Source organism: Actinopolyspora biskrensis, from assembly GCF_013408175.1.
In the GTDB taxonomy this organism is placed as follows: domain Bacteria; phylum Actinomycetota; class Actinomycetes; order Mycobacteriales; family Pseudonocardiaceae; genus Actinopolyspora; species Actinopolyspora biskrensis.
Genome location: NZ_JACBYW010000003.1, coordinates 128048 through 145780, shown reverse-complemented (window position 1 = coordinate 145780; position 17733 = coordinate 128048). Strand labels below are relative to the sequence as shown.

Genomic DNA, 17733 nt, shown 5'->3' with positions numbered 1-17733 from the left:
GCGGTGCCGACTGCTCAGGTGGCTGAGAGCGACTCCGTCAACTTGTCCGATGGCCCGTCCAAGCGGCCAACTCGCCCGAAGTCATCTCGGAAGGAGCAGCCCATGCGCGGAGTGTGGACACCGGACCGGATCAGGGCCGCGGAGGAGCGGTTGTTCGAAGCCGTGGCGGAACCGGTGGTCATGCGGCGCGCCGCGAACGGGGTGGCACTGCACGTGCGGCGCCTGCTCGGCGAACGCGCGGGCGGTGTCGCGGGCCGACACGTGACGTTGCTCGTCGGGGCGGGCAACAACGGTGGTGACGCGCTCTGGGCCGGGGCGCTGCTGCGTGGTCGCGGGGTCGGGGTCACCGCCGTGCTGCTCGCCCCCGACAGGACGCACGGCGAAGGACTGCGCGCGTTGCGGGCGGCAGGTGGGCGTGCCCTGGCGGCGGAGGGGAGCTCCGGCCTGACTTCGGAAGCGGTCGGGGCGCTGCGCCGCGGTGACGTGGTCGTCGACGGCGTAGTGGGCCTTTCCGCGCGCGGGGGGCTGCGTCCGCTCGCGGCGGAAGCGGTGGGGCACGTCGGGGCCCCGGTGGTTGCCGTGGATCTGCCCAGCGGGGTCGATCCGGCCACGGGGCTGGTCGAGGGGCCCGCGGTCTCCGCCGAGGTGACGGTCACCTTCGGGGGGCTCAAACCGTGCCACGTGCTCGAGGAGGGGGCGGCGCGCTCCGGCCGGGTGCGGCTCGTCGACATCGGGCTGATCCCTTACCTGGACGAGCCCGACTTCACGGTGCTCGACCCCGAGGACGCCGGTGCCGCGTGGCCCGTGCCCTCCCCGGAGGACGACAAGTACAGCCAGGGCGTGCTCGGTGTGGCCGCCGGTTCGGCCAGCTTCCCCGGGGCGGCGATGCTCACCGCGGGAGGGGCCGTGCGGACGGCTTCCGGCATGGTCCGCTACGCGGGGCCCGCCGCCGACGCGGTGCGGGAGAGCTGGCCCGAGATCGTGGCCACCGGCTCGGTCGGTGACACGGGGCGAGTGCAGGCCTGGGCCGTCGGGCCGGGGATCGGTACGGGAAGCAACGGCCGCGAGGTGCTGGCCAGGGTTCTGGAGGAGGCGAGGCCGGTGGTCGCCGACGCGGACGCGATCACCCTGCTCGCTCGTGACGCGGCCCTGTGGGACGCGCGGGACCCGGAAACCCCCCTGGTGCTCACCCCGCACGACGGGGAGTTCGCCAGGCTGGCAGGCGAGCGGCCGGAGGACAGGGTGGCGGCCGCGCGCGAGACCGCCCGGCGCTACGGCGTGCTGCTGCTGTTGAAGGGCAACTCCACGGTCGTGGCGGCACCCGACGGGCGGGTTCTGGTGCATCCTTCCGGACACGCCTGGCCCGCGACGGCCGGTTCGGGGGACGTGCTCACCGGGATGCTCGGCAAGCTGCTCGCTGCCGGTGTGGAGCCGTTGCGGGCCTGTGGCTGTGCCGTGCTGGTGCACGCCAGGGCCGCCGAGATCGCCGCCACCGGATCCGCCGAGCACGGCGGGCGAGCTCCCCGCGTGGGGGGCGACGAGGAAGGCCGCGCGGAGCGGACGGTGGGGGCACCGATCGGTGCCTCGGCACTGCTGGCCGCGGTGCCGGCGGCGATCCGCGAGGTCCGTGCCGCCGCGACCGCTTCGGTGAGGTAGAAACCGACAGCGCACCGGTGCTGTGCGACCATGAGCCGCGATGAACGACCAGGCCGCGCACCGTGCCGATTTGTGCATCGATCTGTCCGCGATCCGGCACAACGTGGGGACGCTGTCCGACCGCGCCCGCCGTTCCGGTGCGCGGACGATGGCGGTCCTCAAGTCCGACGGCTACGGACACGGGGCTCCGGCCGTCGCCTCGGCGGCGCTGCGCTCCGGGGCCGAGTGGTTGGGCGTGGCCTCGATAGCCGAGGCGCTGCAGCTGCGCGCGGGCGGTGTCGAAGCTCCCGTGCTGTGCTGGCTCTACCGCCGGGAGGACGACATCGCCGCCGCCGTGGCCGCGGGCGTGGACCTCTCCGTGTCCAGCTCGCGGGAGCTGAGCGGGGTCGTGGAGGCCGTCGGCGCGGTCGGCAGGCCCGCCCGGATCCACCTCAAGGTGGACACCGGTCTGCACCGCAACGGTGCGCTCCCCGAGGACTGGGGACAGCTGGTCGAGGAGGCGGCGAAGGCGGAAGCCGACGGGACGGTCGAGGTCTTCGCGGTCTGGTCGCACCTGGCCTGTGCCGACGAACCGGGGCATCCGTCCATCGACATGCAGGCCCGGCGGTTCCGGCTCGCCCACCAGCACGCGGTGGACGCGGGGCTGCGCCCGCTGCGCCACCTGGCCAACTCGGCCGCGCTGCTCACCCGGCCCGACCTGCACTTCGACATGGTCCGTCCCGGTATCGCGCTGTACGGGCTGGATCCCGTTCCCCAGGCGGGGAGCCACGACCTGCGCCCGGCCATGACCTTCCGTTCCACTGTGGTGCTGACCAAGCGGATCCAGGCGGGGGAAGCGGTCTCCTACGGCCACATGTGGGTGGCCCCCGCGGAGACGAACCTCGCCCTGGTTCCGGTGGGCTACGCCGACGGGGTTCCGCGCTCGTTGTCCGGGCGCATGTCCGTCTGGCTGCGGGGGAAGCGTCGCCCCGTGGTCGGCAAGGTGTGCATGGACCAGCTCGTGGTCTGCTGCGACGACGACGAGGTCGAGGAGGGCGACGAGGTCGTGCTGTTCGGTCCGGGGGACAGCGGGGAGCCCACGGCCGCCGAGTGGGCTCGTGAGGTGGGCACGATCCACTACGAGATAGTCACCGGCATGTACCGCCCCCGGGTGAGCAGGACTCTGGTCGCGGAGGATCCGGTATGAGGACTCGGCGGGCGTTGGCCTGGTCCGCCGGGGTGCTCGGCGCCGCGGTGACCGGCACCGCGGTGAGCCTCGTCTCCCGGGGCGCGCGGGAAGCGGTACCGGGCGGGAGCGTCCCCGGTGCGATGACGCCGGGCGAGTCGGATTCCGCCCGCAGGTCCACCGTCGCCGCCGACGACGGGGTTCCGCTGTCCGTGCGGGAGGTGGAGCCCGCGGACGGAGGACGGGCCGAGCTGACCGTGGTCCTGGTGCACGGGTACAGCCTGGACTCGCGCTGCTGGCGTTTTCAGCGTGCGGGGCTGCCCGGATCGACCGATCCCAGGGTGCGGCTCGTGCTCTACGACCAGCGCAGCCACGGCCGTTCCGGACGTTCCGCACGGGCCAACAGCACCATCGAACAGCTGGGCAGGGATCTGGACGCGGTGTTGCGCGCCACGACCAGCGACGATCCCGTCGTGCTGGTCGGCCATTCCATGGGGGGCATGGCGATCATGGCTCTGGCGGAGCAACGCCCCGAGCTGTTCCGGGAGCGGGTCCGTGGTGTGGCGTTGCTGGGGACCTCGGCCGGTGAGGTGGGGGCGAGCGGGCTGCCCAGGCCGTGGCTGTCCAAGCACAACCCGATCACCAGGACCCTGGGGTTGCTGGCCGGTTGGCAGCCCGGTCTCGTGGAGCGCGCCCGCCGGACCGGGGCGCAGATGCCGCGGAGCGTGGTCCGCGGCCTGGCGTTCGGGGACCGGGAGGTGAGCGCGGAGCTGGTCGAGCTGACGGACTCGATGATCGCGGGGACCACGGTGGAGACCGTGACGGACTTCCTGGACACGCTCGGTTCGCACGACCGCAGGGCCGCGCTGGCCGGGCTGCGGTCCTGCGAGGTTCTGGTGCTCGGCGGCGATTCCGACCGGCTCATCCCTTTCGCGCACTCGGAGGCGATAGCCGCCGAGCTGCCCGAGGCCGAGCTGGTCCGGGTCGAGGGGGCGGGGCATATGGTGATTCTCGAACGGGCGGAGCTGGTCACCGCCCGCTTGGGAGATCTGGTGCGGCGCGCGGTGCGGAGAACGCGGGCCGCGGATTCCGCGGAGAAGGTGAGCGGCAGTTGACTTCCGATTCTGCGACCTGGACGTTCGAACTGGCGACCGAGGAGGACACCGGGCGTTTCGGTGCCGCGCTCGGGGCGTTGCTCGTGCCGGGGGACCTCGTGCTGCTGGACGGCCCGCTCGGGGCGGGCAAGACGGTGCTCGTCCGTGGGATCGCCACCGGCATGGGGGTGGAGGGGCGGATCACCTCGCCCACCTTCGTGCTGGCCCGGGAGCACCACCCCGCGGACTGGCGGGGAACCACCCTGGTTCACGTGGACGCTTATCGGCTCACTTCCCTGGCCGAGCTCGACGATCTGGATCTGGACACGGAGCTGACCGAAGCGGCCGTCGTGGTGGAGTGGGGCGGTGGTTTCGCCGAGCGGCTGGCCGAGGACCACCTGCTGGTCCGGATGAGCCGCCGGGGGGATGACACGCGGGAGCTGTCCCTGCTGCCGCAGGGGCGGCGTTGGCGGGATCGGCTGCCGCCCGCCTTCGAGTGAGGCGGTTCCCCTGGTGGGGGAGCGCGACAGGGGGCGCCGAAAAATGGTCCTCCCAGAAAGGGACGAATCGGGTCCCGGTTCCCCTGTCGTCGTCATCAAAATTGATTTATTGTTCGGGTTGTTTTTGTGTGACTTGTTTCACCGACGATGAACCACGTTTCTTGAATTCCCGTCCTCCGGGGTGAAATTCGATCGAACAGATCGTTCCAATGATGTGCGACAGGGAGTTTTCCCGTGAAACGTTCGACGATTACCACCAGCATCGCCGCTACCCTGCTGGCAACAGGGGCTATGGTGAGCACGGCCTTCGGTGCCACGGCCGCGACGCAGGGCCAGCAGGATTCCTCGCGGGCCGCCGCGCCGGTTTCCTCGTGTACCGCCGGGGACCTGTCCATCGACATCACCAAGGATCCGCACGGCGGGGCGGGGCAGCAGGCATTCGCGGTGCACTACACCGCCGCCGACGCCGACACCCACTGCCTGATGCAGGGATTCCCCACCAACGTGAGGTTCTACCAGCCCAACGGTGAGATCGCGACGGGGATTTTCGCCACCGCGGAGCACACCGTGGCCGAGGCGGTCACCATCGACGCCGATCACTCGGGAGTGTCCTACTTCGTCCAGCCCGCGACCGGCCAGCACAACGCGGTCGGCTCGGTCTCGTTCCGCACGCCCACCGGTGTCCAGCGGAACCACGTCGAGGTGGCCTGGCCCGACGAGCCGGTGCACGGTGCCGAGCTGAAGGTCACCCCGGTCAGCCAGGCCTGAGACCGCCGTACCGTCCGCCACCCGATGACGGGTGGGGAGCACCGGCACGACAGCGCCCCGGCGTCCGTTGGACCTCGGGGCGCTGTGCTCGTTCGGACGGGATGTCGACGTGGGTGGGGCGGCTCTCGGCAGGAGCCGCGAATGGATCACCCACGTGCTTGCCTGGACAGCCAAGCCAACGCCGCCTACGTCTACTTCGGTGAGATCGCGCGGGGGAGGCGCGAAGTCGCTTCCCGCGGCGGACGAGGCGGGCGAGGTCGCCGCCGTTCCCGACTTCGCCGCGGACGGGCAGCGGTTCGGCGCCGAGCTCCTGGACGCCGAGCGGCAACTGCCGCGGGTGTTCCTCCGGGACTGAGCCGCCTGTCCGGAGCCTCGTGCGCTCGCGCGTGCGCCGAGGCGCGGCCTCAGGTCGGCTCCCCCGCCGCGCTGAGCTCGTTGCCGAGTTCGGTGGCCAGCCTGCGCATCAGCGGGACCACGTCCTCCGCCGCGATCCGCTTCATCCGCGCCTCGGGGCCGCTGATGGAGATCGCCGAGGCAGCGGGCGCGTCGGGGATCGCCACCGCGTAGCAGCGCACCCCGACCTCCTGCTCGCCGTCGTCGAGGGCGTAGCCGAGTTCGCGGATGCGTTCGAGTTCCTCGCGCATCGTCCCGACGTCGGTGATGGTGCGTTCGGTCTGCGGGTGCATCCCGGTGCGGTTGAGCACCTGGACCGCGCTGTCCTCCGGCATGGTCGCCATCACGGCCTTGCCGACCGCCGTGGCGTGCGCGTCCACGCGCCTGCCCACTTCGGTGAACATCCGCATGGAGTGTCCCGAGGGCACCTGGGAGACGTAGACGATCTGGGCCCCGTCGAGCACCGCCATGTTGGACGTCTCGCCGGTGGCCTCGGTCAGTTCGGACAGATAGGGACGGGCCCAGGAGCCGAGCGTGCGGCTGGCCGTTTCGCCGAGCCGGATCAGGCTCGGCCCCAGGGCGTACCTGCGGGAGGGCTGCTGGCGCGCGTATCCGGCGCGGACCAGCGTGCGCATGATCCGGTGAATGGTGGGCAACGGCAGCGCGGAGGCCTCGGCGAGGTCGCTGAGGGTCACCTCGCCCCCCGCGTCGGCCATGAGTTCCAGCAGTTCGAAGGTGCGTTCGACCGACTGAACGCCGCCCTGAGTGGGTTTGGCGCGATCGGTGCCGGTGCCGTTCGCGTCCTGTCCAGCCGCCATCCCAGTCTTCCTCTTCCCGTGTGGTGCTCGGCCTCGTCGGTGGGCCGGTTCCGCCCACCGTACGGCGATGAACCAGTGTAGCCGTCCGCCGTTCGGCGGACGCTCCGCTGAGCCCTCGGTGGCCGGTGTTTCGCACGTTCCTTCGTGCTTCGGGTGGTCCAGCTCATCTTGTCTATGACGACATGTGGAAACTAACCTCCACGATGCAAAAAACATAACGGGTGTACCGCGAGCCAGTAGCGAACTCGTTCCGAGGGGTGCGAGGGAGCCGTCGGCGCGGCAAGCTGTGTCACCAGCCACCGTCTGTAACCCGGCACCAGAAAGAGGTGGACTCATGTCCCGAACGACCCCGGCACAGGGCGTTGAGGTCCTCGGCGGTCCAGTGGAGCGCGGCGACGAGATCCTCACCCCGGAAGCGCTCGACTTCGTCGCGCGGTTGCAGCGGTCCTTCGGCGCCCGGCGCGACGAGCTGCTCGCCCGCCGCCAACAGCGTCGTGACGAGGCCGCCCGCACCGGCAGGCTCGACTTCCTCGAGGAGACCCGCCACATCCGCGAGTCCGACTGGCAGGTCGCCGAGGCGCCGCCCGCGCTGCGGGACCGCCGCGTGGAGATCACCGGTCCGACCGACCGCAAGATGGCCGTCAACGCGCTGAACTCCGGAGCCAAGGTCTGGCTGGCCGACCTGGAGGACGCCAACACCCCGCACTGGGACAACGTCGTCTCCGGCCAGGTCAACCTGTACGACGCGATCCGCAAGCAGGTCGAGCTGAACTCGAACGGCAAGCAGTACAAGCTGCGCGACGACGTCGAGCACGCGGTTCCGCTGGTGCGCCCCCGCGGATGGCACTTCGACGAGCGCCACATCCTCGTCGACGGCGAGCCCGTTGTCGGTGCGCTGGTCGACTTCGGCCTGTACTTCTTCCACAACGCGCAGGAGGGGCTGCGCCGCGGCACCGGGCCGTACTTCTACCTGCCCAAGATGGAGAGCCACCTCGAGGCGAGGCTCTGGAACGACGTGTTCGTGCAGGCCCAGCAGGAGCTCGGTGTTCCGCAGGGCTCGGTGCGCGCCACCGTGCTCATCGAGACCATCCCGGCCGCGTTCGAGATGGAGGAGATCCTCTACGAGCTGCGGGAGCACAGTGCCGGGCTCAACGCGGGGCGCTGGGACTACCTGTTCAGCGTGATCAAGACCTTCCGCTCCGCGGGGTCGGAGTTCGTGCTGCCCGACCGCAACAGCGTGACCATGACCGCCTCGTTCATGCGGGCCTACACCGAGCTGCTGGTGCGCACCTGCCACAAGCGCGGCGCCTTCGCGATCGGCGGCATGGCCGCGTTCATCCCGAACCGGCGCGACCCCGAGGTCACAGAGCGGGCGCTGACCAAGATCCACGACGACAAGCGCCGCGAGGCCAACGACGGCTTCGACGGTTCCTGGGTGGCTCATCCGGACACCGTGTCGGTGTGCAAGGAGGAGTTCGACGCGGTGCTGGGGGACAAGCCCAACCAGCTCGACCGCAAGCGCGCTGACGTCTCCGTGTCCGCGGACGACCTGCTCAACACCGCCGAGACCCCCGGTGACAAGACCCTCGAGGGGCTGCGCTCGGCCGTGGACGTCGGGGTGCGCTACATCGTGTCCTGGCTCGGCGGGAACGGAGCCGCGGGCATCCACAACATGATGGAGGACGCCGCCACCGCCGAGATCTCGCGTTCGCAGATCTGGCAGTGGCTGCACAACGGCATCGTGCTCAACGACGGTCAGCAGGTCACCAAGGACCTGGTGCGTCAGGTGCTCGCCGACACGGAGAAGCAGCTCCGCGCCGAGGAGGGCTTCCCCACCGAGAACCTCGATCGGGCGGTGGAGCTGTTCGAGCGGGTGGCGGTGGCCGACGAGTTCGTCGACTTCCTGACGCTGCCCGCCTACGAGCAGATCGACTGAACGACCACGACGGTGGCCGCCCCGGGTGCTCCGGGCGGCCACCGCGGGGGCGTTCCGAGGTTCCGTTCTTCGCCGCTCACGGGTTCAGCCCTTCCGGAGCTGTCGCCGAACGGAAAACCGAGGCTCTCTGAGCCGAGAAATACTGCAAGGAGGACAAGTGCCCAGGACCTCGTTGAACCGGGCGGATGTGGACGTACGGCTGGCGCCGCTGACCGATGTGGACGAGCGGATCGCGGCCAGGTTCCGGAGAACCACCGCGGCGCGCCAGCCGGTGCACACCTGCTACGTCCCCGCGGGCAGGGTCGACGCCGACACCCTGCGGAACTGGGGAGACGGGGCCCTGGCCGCGCTCGACGAGCACGCTCCCAGCGCGGCGGAGTTCGCCGGGATCGTCGACGTCTCCGAGCGGCGTGCCGCCGAGATACTGCCGCGGGTGCGGGCCAAGCTCCACGACTCGCCGGTGGAGGACCTGCGGATCGACTTCGAGGACGGCTACGGCGCGCCCGGTGACGAGGCGGAGGACGCCGACGCCGAGCGCACCGCCGGGGTGGTGGCCGAGTGGCTGCGTCAGGGCACGGCCCCCGGCAACTTCGGGCTGCGCGTGAAGTCCTTCGACGACCCCGAGCTGCGCGCCCGCTCGGTGCGCACGCTGGACGTCTTCCTCACCGAGCTGCTCGCCCGGCACGGCGGGTTGCCGGAGGGGTTCCTGCTGACCTTCCCGAAGGTCGTCGACGTGCGCCAGGTCGAGACGTTCGTCGGGATCCTCGAGATGCTGGAGCACACCCTCGGGCTCGCCGCGGGCGCGCTGCGCTTCGAGATCCAGGTGGAGACGACTCAGTCCATAGTGGACACTGAGGGCAGGTTGGCGCTGCCGAGGTTCATCGGTGCGGGCGACGACAGGATCAGCGGGCTGCACTTCGGAACCTACGACTACACGGCAGGCTGCGGGCTCACGGCGGCCCACCAGCACCTGGCGCACCGGGCCTGCGACTTCGCCAGGCACGTGATGCAGGTTTCGGCCGCGGGCACCGGGATCTTCCTGTCCGACGGGTCCACCAACGTGCTGCCGGTGGGTGATGCCGAGCAGGTGCGGCACGGCTGGCGGACCCACTACGGGCTGGTTCGGCGCTCGCTGGAGCACGGCTTCTACCAGGGCTGGGACCTGCACCCCGCGCAGCTGGTGACGCGCTACGCGGCGGTGTTCGCCGAGTTCCGGGAGTCGGCCGAGTCCGAGGCCGCCCGGCTGGCCGCCTACGTCTCGGCCACCGAGGGAGCGGTGCTGGACGAGCCCGCCACCGCGCGGGCGCTGGCCGCCTCGTTCGTGCGGGCGCTGGACAACGGAGCCACCGACGCGGACGAGGTCGCCCGGATGACCGGTGTTTCCGAGTCCGAGCTGCGGCGGCTCGGGCGGGTGTAGTTTTCCCGGATCGCCGTGCTCCGTGCGTGGGCGGTGATTCAGCGGAAATGGACGGCGCCTCCGGAGTTTGTCGTGGTTCTCCGGAGGCGCCTTCTTCGTGTTCGCCGTGGTCCGGCCAGGTTCAGCCGAAGCGTTCGGCCTTGACGGCGTCGATGAACGCCGACCACTGCCGGCCGGTGGTGGTGAGGTAGCCCGCCGCGCGGTTCTTGGTGTCCCGGACGGCGGCGCCGTCGTCGATGCGGCCTATCTCGACGCAATCCGTTTCGCGGGACGAGTAGCTCGCTTTGCGCCATCCTTCGACAGGTGCCGTCATGTGGTCTCCTCCAGTCGCTCCATCTGGGAAGCGATGAACTCGGTCGTTTCCTGCTCGGTCATCGCTGCCTGCCGGAGGCTACCTACGGCTTCCGTGTAGCTGGAGATAGCTCCGGGAGACGAGAGGAAGACCCCGGAACCGAGCGTTTCCAGGTGCACGATCGGTGCTGCGTCGCCGAATTCGAAGCGGATGAAATGACCGCTGTGCAGGGGTGTCCAGCCCGAGTCCCTGGACAGCACCCGGATCGAGACGTTCGGCAGCTCGGACATTTTGAGCAGGTGGCGCAGCTGGTCGGCATGGGCCGTTGGATCGCACACCGAGTCACGCAGGACGTGTTCCAGGATGAACGCCTCGAAGATCGGTGCTTGCACTTTGGTGAGCACATCGCGCCGAGCGGCGCGCATTCCGACCTTGGCCTCACGTTCGCCCACCGGCAGCCCGGCCATGATCGCCCGTGCGTAGTCGGCTGTTTGAAGGATGCCCGGCAGCAGCAGGGGAGCGCCCTGAATCATGTGGGTAGCCGTGCGTTCGTATTCGATCAGCGTCACCAGCTCTTCCCGGACTCCGGGGATGCCGGGACGCAGCCAGTCCGGCTGGTCCGCCTCACGCGCCATGTCGACGAGACGTTCGCGTTCGCCGCTGGAGATCTCCAACGCTGCCAGGATGCTGGTCACGTCCTCGACACTGATCGAACGACTACCGGATTCGGTTCTAGTTACCCAGCCGTGTGATGTTCCGATCCTGCGAGCCAGTTCGCGGACGCCGACATCGGCATCCTGACGAACTTTACGCAGTTCAGCGGCCAGAGAGCGCGCTTTCGGGCTGCTCGGTTTGGATCGGTTCATAAACCAATCGTAGCTGGTGTCGACCGTAAAGATCACCACTCGAACGTGCGATTGCACGGATGTAATCCAATCCAGCACTCTGGATTGCGATACAGGGATACAGCATTACGAGGAGGTAGTGACATGTCGTCGAGATCCAGCGACCTGTCGGGTCCGGGGGTGCGGGTGCCCTGCCGGGACGAGTCCGGTCCGTCGGCACTGCGGGTCTCCCGGGTGGGTGAGCGGATCCGGATCCGGACGCCGACGATCTACCACCGGACGCTGTGGACGGTGGAGCAGGCGCGTGAGCTGCGCGACGTGCTGGACGCGGCGCTGCGGGGCGGGGGTGAGGTGTCGTGACCACTCACGCGGGAAGGCTGGCGATCGTGCTGGCACACGAGCAGTGGGAGCTGGAGCAGGCCTCCTACGACATCTCGGCGGGCAGGGCCACGGCCAAGAGGTGCGCCGAGACCGCCGGGGTGCTGGAGCGCCTGGCCCGGGAGCTCCGCGACTACGCGGCGACGCTCGCCTTCGGCGGCCATCCACCCACCGCGGTGGACCTGGACGAACCGCGCGAGCGGGGTGAGCCGGGATGAGCACGCACCCCGCGATGCTGCTGAGCACGGTGGTGCTGTTGGCGGGCACGGCGGTCGTGCTCGGCGTCTGGGGCAACCGCGTCAGCTACCGACCCCGCCACGCGGGCGGCAGCGGAGGCGCGGCCCGACGCCTGGCAGCGCTCCAACCGGAATCGCTCTTCCGCCCCGAACAGCCCACCACCGAGTCCATCCGCTGGCCGCCGCACGACCCCGACCGGCGTCCGCACCTGTTCGGGCTCGGTCCACCACGCCCCGGCACACCGTCCGCACCGCCGGAACCGGCAGCACCGGCTCCCGCGGCGAACGTCGGCAGCGGTGCCGACCGCGAGTCCGAGCATCCGGAGCTGGTGCTCATGCGCCGCGTCCTCGACGGGCTCCACCGCCTCCGGTGAACCCCGAGCACGGGTCCGGAACCGGCGAAGGCGCGATGTCAGGGGACGTCCGCGGCCCCCCGTGCGGGGTGGACGGCGTGCACGTGGCACACGGCGTCGAAGGCCTCGCGCGGTGCGGTGTCCAGCAGCACGGTGTGGTGCGGGGTCTGCGCCCGGAGGGCGGTGGAGCCCGCGAGGGCCTCCTCCGGCAGGCGGCGCAGGTCGACCAGGTGAGCCCGGTGCCCGGCCGCGTCGAGCGCGGCCTCCAGGGTGTGCTCCGTCGGAGGCGGGGGTTCCTCTCCCGCCGCGAAGTAACGCCCTCCGGGGGGCGCGTCCGGATCGAGGTCCGGTATGCGCCCGGAGGCGTGCGTACCGCCGATGACGACCAGGTCCTCGCCCAGCGCGGGAGCCAGCAGGCCGCCGACCGTGGTGGTGCCGTCGAAGGAGGGCGCGCGTTGCAGGTGGACGTTGTGCCCCGCCACCAGGACGCGCTGCTCGCGTTCGAGGACCAGCTCCAGGTTCTCGGCCATCACCTCGTTGCGCAGGTTGCGGCCCGCACCGGGATAGAGCCCGTGCTCCAGGAACCCCACGACACGCGACGCGCCACGGGCGCACTGCCCGGCCACGGTGTCTCCCGCGGCATCGGCGCGACCGACCAGCTCGGTGATCGACTCCGCCAGTCCCGCGGGCACGCTCGGGGCGGCGGCCGGGTCGGGAGGAAGAGTGATCCTGCTCCCCAGGTCGGCCGCCGGCAGCAGTTCGCGGTCGCCGGGCTCGGCGGGCAGCCGCTCCAGGCAAGCCGCGACCCCGGGGCCCGGTGAGACGCACCACCCGGGAACGTCCATGCCGTAGAAGCCCACCTGCCGCTCGTGCTCGGCGTTCCACCGGCGCATCCAGTCCAGCTGCTCGTGCACCTCGACGCAGCGGCCGAACTCGTAGGTGAGGCCGTCGCGGGCGACGTCGGCGAGCTCACCCGGCCCGGCCCCGGACCCACCGGCCCACCGCGAGCCCCTCGGGCAGTCCGGACTCGAGCACCAGCGCCGAGAACCCCATCCGCCGCACCAGGAACCGCAGCACCCGGTCCCGGATCCGGTTGAACTCGGCGGTGAAGTGCGCGCTCTCGCCGAGGAAGACGACCCTGGCCCGCCCGACCACCTCGCGGAGCACTTCCAGGTCGGCGTCGTCGGCATCGGGATCGAGAGTCCGCAGTTCGGTGGTGAGCTCCGTGATCGACTCCGTTGGCACGGGCGTGAGCTCCGGATCGTCGGTGCTGCTGGTCGAACGCGGATTCTACGGAGAGTCGAGTCCCTCCGCCCCCGGACGACGGGCACTCGGGTGCGCTTTCAGAACATCCGCCCCCCGGGGCGCGGATCCCCCGTCTCGCTCGGCCGGCCGGAACGGAGCGCCGCAGCGAGCAGCAGCACGCCGCCCAGCACCCAGTAGGGGTCCCAGAGCAGCACGTAGTACCAGTACCAGCGGCTGATCCCACCCGCGACCGGTACGACCCCGGCCAGCACCAGGCCGTTTCCCACCAGGCCGAACACGCCGTACAGCGCGCACACCACCCCGGAACCCCAGAGCGCCAGCGTCAGCAGGCCGCGCACCGCGCGCCGCCGCCACTCGCGGGTGGCCAGCCAGGCGACGACACCGAGGCCGGCCTTGAGCGCGGCCGCCACGAGGTTGACCAGTGTGAACAGCGGCGTCGGATCGGGGGTTTCCAGCGGGTGGATGCCGGTCTCCCCGCCGAAGGCCCAGAACACGCTCAGCGCGGCGAACAGAAAGGCCCACACGAGAGCCAGGTGGTGCGGCAGGTGCGAGCCGTGCCGTGCGGTGCTCCTCACGGAGCGAACACTATCGGTTGCTCGACGAAGCGACGACCGTGCCGCAGCGGGCGACACGGCCGTCTCGAAGTGCTTTCGCGGCTACCCGGTGTCGGACCTCCCACAGCGAGGGCCCGCGAGAGGTTCCGCCACGTAACCACCTACGCAGGCCGCGATGGAAACCTTGCGTCTCAGAAGCAGTTCGGCGCGTTCCAGTACCGGCCCGAGCGGGTGTCCAGGTGCGTGTGGTCGTTGTGCCCGGACGCCCCGGGGCCGATGATGCCGTTGAAGCCGGAGCTCCTGGCCTCGCGGGCCAGGTCGCACAGCGAGGGAGCACCGGTCAGGTCGACCCCGGTGCCGTAGGTGTGCTTGCTGTTCGGCGCGCCGCCCACGTCGTCGTTGTGCGAGACGCTGCGGAAGCCGGAGCTGACGTAGAGCGGCCGGTCGCCCAGCTTGTGCCGCAGTGCTTCCAGCTTCCACATGTTGCGCAGCACGTTGGTGCGCACGTTGGAGGTGCTGGTGTTCCCTCCGGAGAATCCGCTGCCGTCGTTGGAGGTGAACTCGGAGAACGCGAAGTGCGCCGGGGTGCAGTCGGCGTCCTGCAGGTCGTAGATCTGACCGTAGGTCTCCGGGCCCGCCACGCCGTCCACCGACAGGCCGTAGCCACGCTGGAACCGCTCCACCGCGTTCGCGGTTTCCGGACCGTAGGCACCGTCGATGTTCACCGGGTCGCCGGAGGCGGCCCAGCCGGCCACGCGGACCTGCAGCTCGCGCACGTCGCTACCGCTGTCGCCCTGGGACAGAGTCTGTCCCCAGGTGTAGCAGGAGTCCGCGGCGGCGGGTGCCGGGGCGAGCACGCTCGCACCGCTCACCAGGCCGAGGCTCAGGGCGAACGCGCCGAGCAGACCCACCGCCCCGCGTCCTCTTCGTCTCGCTCTCATGAATACCTCCTTACTCGGGTGAAACCGGCCAGCGCGCCCACCGCGGTGGTGGGGGCGCGGCTCAACCGACGAGTGCCTGCCAGGTGCGGACCCGCACGACTCCGTCGGAGGAGATTCCGCTGGCGGACTGGAACGAGCGCACCACCGTTTCGGTGTTCGGCCCGAAGATCCCGTCCACAGTGGTGCCGAGTCGGTGCTGCACCGCTCGCACGGCCGGACCGCGGTCGCCGCTGCCGCGCTCGCGGACGGCCTGGTTCCAGGTCTGGTTGCCCGCCAGACCGTCCACGATGGCGCCGGTGGAGCGCTGGAAGTCGCCCACCGCGCTCTCGGTGGCGAGGCCGTAGATCCCGTCGGCGGTCAGGGACGCGCCGTGCTCGTTGAGCAGGTACTGCAGGATTCGTACCCCTTCGCCCTCGTCATCGGGCCGCAGCAGCGGCCAGCTCACGCCGGTCGGGTCCCCGCCGACCTCGGCCGCCACGTCCGAGCGCAGCTGCCCCAACAGGGCGTGGAGCCGGTCGCCGGGGCAGTCGGTGGCGTTGAAGTCCCGGTGACCGTAGATCTCGTGGGGCTCGATGCCGTACCGGCGGCACAGCCGCGCGCACAGCTCGACCAGCCTCGTGTACTGCGTGTCCCTCGGGTCGACGCTGTTGTAGGTGCCCTCGTTCTCGATGCCGACGGCCAGCCGGTTCTGCCCGGCGGTGTGCGCCCCGACCACGTGCCGCGAGCCGTCCCGCACCGCCGCCAGGCTGCGGTGCCTGCCCTCCGTCGCGTACCCGCCGCGGCTGATCGTGAAGTGCTGGCCGGTGTCGATCCAGCCGTTGTTGTCCATGTGGTGGTCCTGAACGGACCGCGCCAGCGCGAAGGCGTGCGCCCGGGAGTAGTCGGTGCTGTTGGGGGTGGCGGTGTGGTGGACGACGATCTTGGACGGGGCGTGTCCGAGCACGTCGATCGTCGCCTTCGGAGCCCTGGCCCCCCACGCCCCGGTGTCCGCGATCGTCGAGCTCCGCGGCATCGCGGCCGCGGCCGCCGTTCTCAGGTCGAGGACCAGCAGTCCGGCGCACCCGCCCAGGGCTGCTCCGAGCAGGCTCCGTCTGTTCGGGCCGGTCGTTGAACGTGGCGCTGATTCACGGGACGAATCCGACATGTGTCACTCCGCGAACTGGCACCGGCTACCTCGCCGAGAGCGGTTTTCCGGGAGAGTCGCGCGGTCCAGTGGATGTTCGAAAGTGGACGATTTTCGGTTCGACGGCCGACGAAGAGGATTTTTCCCGGAATCGAGCGGAACGGACAAGTGAGTGTCCGAAAATAGTCCGATTTCTCGGACGTTCGGTCGAGCGCTCTCGGTCGCCCGGACTTCGCGGAATGGGCCGAAGGGGCGAGTGCCCGCGAAAGCGGGCCCGGTCGTCATCGACCGGGCCCGTGCGGGAAGTGCTCCGCGAGTGCTGTGCAGACCTTCCTGCCGGCTCGGTTTCGCTGCGCGGTGCCGCTGCCCGGCTCGGGGAACCCGCACCGTCACGCGAACCGAGCGGGAAACTTCAGTAGCCGGTCGGTTCGGCTTCGCTGCGCACGTCGTTGGGGCGGGGGGTGGGCACGGACTCCGCCCGGGAGTCGTCCGTGTCCACCGCTTCGCGAGCGGCGGGCGGGGCGTCGTCCTCGGGAGGTTGGTCCTGCTCCCCTCCCGTCGGCCGGGTTCCGTTGAACAGCAGGTTCAAGGACACCGCGATCAGGCAACCGGTGCTGATGCCGGAGTCCAGCACGGTGCGCAGCGCGGCGGGGAAGTGCTCGTAGAACTCCGGGGAGATGATCGGGATCATCCCCACGCCGAACGCGCCCGCGACCACCAGCGCGTTCAGCGGATCACCCAGGTTCGCCTTGCCCAGGGTGCGCACGCCGCTGGCCGCCACCGAGCCGAACAGCACCAGCGCGGCACCGCCCAGCACGGGCTTGGGCACCAGCGAGACCACTCCCCCCACGATCGGGAAGAGCCCCATCAGGATCAGCACTCCGCCTGCCGCGGCCACGACGAAACGGCTCTTGACCCTGGTCAGCGCGACCAGTCCGACGTTCTGCGCGAACGCGCTGCAGGTGAAACCACCGAACACCGCGCTGAGCGCGCTGCCCGCTCCGTCGGCGCGCAACCCGGCCGCGATGGTCTTCTCCCCGACCGGGCGGTCGACGATCTCGCCCAGCGCGATCATGTCGGCGGTGCTCTCCATCATGGCCACGAGCATCACGATGCAGATGGAGATCGTGGCCGTGAGGCTGAAGACCGGAGAGGCCATCTCGAACGGCATCGGCACGTCGAAGACCGGGGCGCGTTCGAACGTGCTGGTGTTCACCATTCCCAGCGGCCAGGCGACGAGTGTGCCCACGACCAGGCCGATCAGTATCGCTATCCGGTTCAGGAAGCCTGTCAGCACCCGGTTCAGCACCAGCACCAGCAGAAAGGTCCCCGCGCCGAGTCCGATGCGCAGCGGGGAGGCGTAGTTGGCCGCTTCCGGATCCTGACCGGCTATCCAGTCGGCTGCCACCGGGAACAGCGACAACCCGATCAGCGTGATCACGGTTCCGTTGACCAGCGGCGGGAAGAACCGCACGATCCGGGAGAAGTAGGGAGCTGCCAGAAAGGCCAGAATACCGGCTATCAGCACCGAACCGTACACAATGGACAGTGCTTGTTGTTTGTCGTGCTGTGTGACGATGGCCAGGATCGGAGCCACGGACGCGAAGGTGACGCCGTTGACGAAGGGCATCCTGGCGCCGATGCGCCATACACCGATCGACTGCAACAGTGTCGCCAGCCCGGCGGTCAACAGGCTGGCGCCGATCAGCAGCGTCATGTTGAGCGGACTGAGCCCGAGCGCTTGTCCGATGATGAGTGGGGGTGCTACCACGCCCGCGTACATCGCGGCGATGTGCTGCACACCGTAGGCGAACAGCTTGCCCGGCGGTAGTACCTCGTCCACCGGGTGGGGGGAATCGGTTCTTCCGTTTCGCGTTCCGCGATTGCGCCTACTGATGAACAGGGGCATAGGGGACTCCTGAGCGCGGAGAAGATATGAGAGGTAGCTAAATCAATTCTGCTGCCGGACCTCGGATCAGGTATTGCTGCCGAGCGAAG

19 protein-coding genes and 1 pseudogene are annotated in these 17733 nt (G+C 70.2%); 11 read left to right on the top strand and 9 right to left on the bottom strand.

The genetic code is table 11. The features are described 5' to 3' along the window. Window positions 1-102: 102 nt before the first annotated feature. From FHR84_RS09010 to FHR84_RS08985, 6 genes are all read left to right on the top strand, one after another. Entirely contained in the window at window positions 103-1656 is a 1554-nt protein-coding gene (locus FHR84_RS09010; protein ID WP_179535041.1) for an NAD(P)H-hydrate dehydratase, read from the top strand. Between the two features lie 40 nt (window positions 1657-1696). Further along, window positions 1697-2842 (top strand): alanine racemase, encoded by a 1146-nt coding sequence (gene alr / locus FHR84_RS09005; RefSeq protein ID WP_179535040.1) that lies wholly within the window; start codon window positions 1697-1699, stop codon window positions 2840-2842. Then, complete coding sequence (locus tag FHR84_RS09000) at window positions 2839-3936, top strand: alpha/beta fold hydrolase (protein ID WP_179535039.1); 1098 nt, start codon at window positions 2839-2841, stop codon at window positions 3934-3936. Before alr ends, FHR84_RS09000 begins: the two co-directional genes overlap by 4 nt. Next, window positions 3933-4415, top strand: coding sequence for a tRNA (adenosine(37)-N6)-threonylcarbamoyltransferase complex ATPase subunit type 1 TsaE (gene tsaE / locus FHR84_RS08995; protein WP_179535038.1), 483 nt, complete (start codon window positions 3933-3935; stop codon window positions 4413-4415). The genes FHR84_RS09000 and tsaE overlap by 4 nt, the downstream gene beginning before the upstream one ends. Before the next feature lie 234 nt (window positions 4416-4649). Next, entirely contained in the window at window positions 4650-5183 is a 534-nt protein-coding gene (locus FHR84_RS08990; RefSeq protein WP_179535037.1) for a hypothetical protein, read from the top strand. Between the two features lie 199 nt (window positions 5184-5382). Continuing rightward, window positions 5383-5538, top strand: coding sequence for a hypothetical protein (locus FHR84_RS08985; RefSeq protein WP_179535036.1), 156 nt, complete (start codon window positions 5383-5385; stop codon window positions 5536-5538). Between the two features lie 49 nt (window positions 5539-5587). On the opposite strand, the gene FHR84_RS08980 is transcribed toward FHR84_RS08985, so the two are convergent. Continuing rightward, window positions 5588-6394: an IclR family transcriptional regulator gene (locus tag FHR84_RS08980; protein ID WP_179535035.1), complete on the bottom strand. Its 807-nt coding sequence runs from the start codon at window positions 6392-6394 to the stop codon at window positions 5588-5590. A 334-nt stretch (window positions 6395-6728) separates the two neighbouring features. Here FHR84_RS08980 and aceB point away from each other — a divergent pair, with 334 nt between their 5' ends. Both aceB and FHR84_RS08970 read left to right on the top strand, forming a co-directional pair. Next, complete coding sequence (gene aceB / locus FHR84_RS08975; RefSeq protein WP_179535034.1) at window positions 6729-8330, top strand: malate synthase A; 1602 nt, start codon at window positions 6729-6731, stop codon at window positions 8328-8330. Between the two features lie 157 nt (window positions 8331-8487). Continuing rightward, the gene (locus FHR84_RS08970) at window positions 8488-9747 is read left to right on the top strand and encodes a DUF6986 family protein (protein ID WP_179535033.1); all 1260 of its coding nucleotides are present in this window, start codon (window positions 8488-8490) and stop codon (window positions 9745-9747) included. A gap of 121 nt (window positions 9748-9868) precedes the next feature. On the opposite strand, the gene FHR84_RS08965 is transcribed toward FHR84_RS08970, so the two are convergent. Further along, a complete protein-coding gene (locus FHR84_RS08965; RefSeq protein WP_179535032.1) occupies window positions 9869-10060 on the bottom strand; it encodes a DUF397 domain-containing protein in 192 nt (63 codons plus the stop codon). Next, on the bottom strand, window positions 10057-10905 hold the full coding sequence (locus FHR84_RS08960) for a helix-turn-helix domain-containing protein (protein WP_179535031.1): 849 nt from the start codon (window positions 10903-10905) through the stop codon (window positions 10057-10059). The genes FHR84_RS08965 and FHR84_RS08960 overlap by 4 nt, the downstream gene beginning before the upstream one ends. 123 nt (window positions 10906-11028) lie before the next feature. Between FHR84_RS08960 and FHR84_RS08955 the strand changes: the two genes are divergently transcribed. The 3 genes from FHR84_RS08955 to FHR84_RS08945 are packed head-to-tail and all read left to right on the top strand — an operon-like array spanning window position 11029 to window position 11872. Further along, the gene (locus FHR84_RS08955) at window positions 11029-11244 is read left to right on the top strand and encodes a hypothetical protein (protein ID WP_218862594.1); all 216 of its coding nucleotides are present in this window, start codon (window positions 11029-11031) and stop codon (window positions 11242-11244) included. After that, a complete protein-coding gene (locus FHR84_RS08950; protein WP_179535030.1) occupies window positions 11241-11480 on the top strand; it encodes a hypothetical protein in 240 nt (79 codons plus the stop codon). Before FHR84_RS08955 ends, FHR84_RS08950 begins: the two co-directional genes overlap by 4 nt. Further along, window positions 11477-11872 (top strand): hypothetical protein, encoded by a 396-nt coding sequence (locus tag FHR84_RS08945; protein ID WP_179535029.1) that lies wholly within the window; start codon window positions 11477-11479, stop codon window positions 11870-11872. Before FHR84_RS08950 ends, FHR84_RS08945 begins: the two co-directional genes overlap by 4 nt. Window positions 11873-11910: 38 nt before the next feature. On the opposite strand, the pseudogene FHR84_RS08940 reads toward FHR84_RS08945, so the two are convergent. The 6 genes and pseudogenes from FHR84_RS08940 to FHR84_RS08920 all read right to left on the bottom strand — a co-directional run. Next, a pseudogene (locus FHR84_RS08940) lies at window positions 11911-12816 on the bottom strand (erythromycin esterase family protein); the annotation flags it as partial. Between the two features lie 4 nt (window positions 12817-12820). Further along, entirely contained in the window at window positions 12821-13096 is a 276-nt protein-coding gene (locus FHR84_RS23220) for a hypothetical protein (RefSeq protein WP_343075236.1), read from the bottom strand. Window positions 13097-13194: 98 nt separating this feature from the next. Then, window positions 13195-13692: a DUF3995 domain-containing protein gene (locus tag FHR84_RS08935; RefSeq protein WP_179535028.1), complete on the bottom strand. Its 498-nt coding sequence runs from the start codon at window positions 13690-13692 to the stop codon at window positions 13195-13197. A gap of 170 nt (window positions 13693-13862) precedes the next feature. After that, window positions 13863-14612, bottom strand: a complete 750-nt coding sequence (locus tag FHR84_RS08930) for a M15 family metallopeptidase (RefSeq protein ID WP_179535027.1) — start codon at window positions 14610-14612, stop codon at window positions 13863-13865. 61 nt (window positions 14613-14673) lie between these two features. Further along, entirely contained in the window at window positions 14674-15756 is a 1083-nt protein-coding gene (locus tag FHR84_RS08925) for a peptidoglycan recognition protein family protein (RefSeq protein WP_179535026.1), read from the bottom strand. A gap of 391 nt (window positions 15757-16147) precedes the next feature. After that, a complete protein-coding gene (locus FHR84_RS08920) occupies window positions 16148-17644 on the bottom strand; it encodes a nucleobase:cation symporter-2 family protein (protein ID WP_179535025.1) in 1497 nt (498 codons plus the stop codon). Between the last annotated feature and the right edge of the window lie 89 nt (window positions 17645-17733).